This is a genomic window from Frankia sp. KB5 (assembly GCF_002099325.1).
In the GTDB taxonomy this organism is placed as follows: domain Bacteria; phylum Actinomycetota; class Actinomycetes; order Frankiales; family Frankiaceae; genus Frankia; species Frankia casuarinae.
Genome location: NZ_MRUJ01000357.1, coordinates 1 through 1,363 on the forward strand (window position 1 = coordinate 1; position 1,363 = coordinate 1,363).

Annotated in this window: 2 protein-coding genes and 1 pseudogene; all 3 read right to left on the bottom strand. The window is 68.2% G+C overall.

Annotated features, from left to right (window positions below):
* A partial coding sequence (locus tag KBI5_RS24255) for a class I SAM-dependent methyltransferase (protein WP_133057157.1) occupies nt 1-395 on the bottom strand: 395 nt, incomplete at its 3' end.
* Nucleotides 396-532: 137 nt separating this feature from the next.
* On the bottom strand, nt 533-1,012 hold the full coding sequence (locus KBI5_RS28275; RefSeq protein ID WP_085016593.1) for an integrase core domain-containing protein: 480 nt from the start codon (nt 1,010-1,012) through the stop codon (nt 533-535).
* Nucleotides 1,012-1,363, bottom strand: a pseudogene (locus KBI5_RS28280) (hypothetical protein); the annotation flags it as partial. The pseudogene KBI5_RS28280 and the gene KBI5_RS28275, both read right to left, overlap by 1 nt.

Genomic DNA, 1,363 nt, shown 5'->3' on the forward strand with positions numbered 1-1,363 from the left:
GATGGCGCCACATGGTGAATGGCTTCCTTGACCAGGACGGCATCAAAGGAGCCCAGCGGGACGTCGGCCAGAGTGGAATTCGGCCGCGCGCCGCCAAGCTGTTCGGCGGAGGCCAGGACGGGACGGAGCCCGACCGTCGCCCGGAGATGGCCGAGCATGGCAGCGGACGGGTCCGCGCACAGAACAGGCTTCTCCGGCCGTACGGCATCGGCGATCCGACGAGAGTACAGGCCCGTTCCGCAGCCAACATCAATGATCTGATGGTGCGGCCGGAGAGCGAGCGCATCGACGATGCCTGCGGTCATCCAGGTGACGAAGGCATCGCTGTGACTCCAATGCTGATCGTAGGTGGCGGCGAGTTGTGCGTAGTGCGCGGCGTTGTCAGATGTGGACACTCCTGGCGACTCCAGTCCCGCAATGATCGAATCGGCTGATCCATCGTCCCACGGGTCGGGGCGCCGAAGGTGGTGTCAGTGTGCCTGTAGCGTGCCGAAATCCGATTCGGGGTTTGACCTGCGGTTTCGCTGTTCGATCAAGCGGCGCGGTGGTACTCGCTGATCATGCCGCCGAGGACCTTGCGGCGATCGATCGGGCCGACGAGAGGTGTGACGGTGGCCGGGTCGTGGTTCGGCGGGCGCTGCTCCCGTCCCTGATGGGGGCGGTGGTCATGGAAGTGCCGGGCGTACTCGTCGAGCACGGCCGCGGCGTGGCGTTTGCCGAAGAGGAGGATCTTGTCGGTGCACTCCTGGCGGACCGAGCGGATGAACCGTTCCGCGTAGGCGTTCGCCTGCGGTGTCCGCGGCGGCGTGCGCACGATCTGCACACCTTCGGGGGCGAACACGTCGTCGAACGCCTGGGGGTATTTCGCGTCTCGGTCGCGGATCAGGAACCGGAACGCGTCGAGGCGTCCGTCGAGGTTCATGACCAGTTGGCGTGCCTGGTGGCTGATCCAGGCTCCGGTCGGGTGGGCGGTGACTGCGAGGATGTGGACGCGGCGCGTCTGGATCTCCATCACGAACAGGACGTACAGCCGACGCAACGTGAGGGTGTCGAGGTGGAAAGAAGTCGGTGGCCAGCAGGCCCGCTGGCCTGGGTTCGCAGGAAGGTGCGCCAGGTGTCGGCGTGGCGGCGTGGGGCCGGGCCGAGGCCCGTGCCGGCGAGGATCCGACGCACCGTTCCTGCGCCGATCCGGTGGCCCAGGCCGAGGAGTTCGCCCTGGATGCGGCGGTGGCCCCAGGCCGGGTTGTCCCGGGCCAGGCGGATCACCAGCGCCTGCAGCTCCTCATCCACCGGCGGGCGGCCCACCCGGCACGGATAGGTGCACCGCCGGCGGACCAGGCGGCGATGCCAGGCCAGCGGCGTC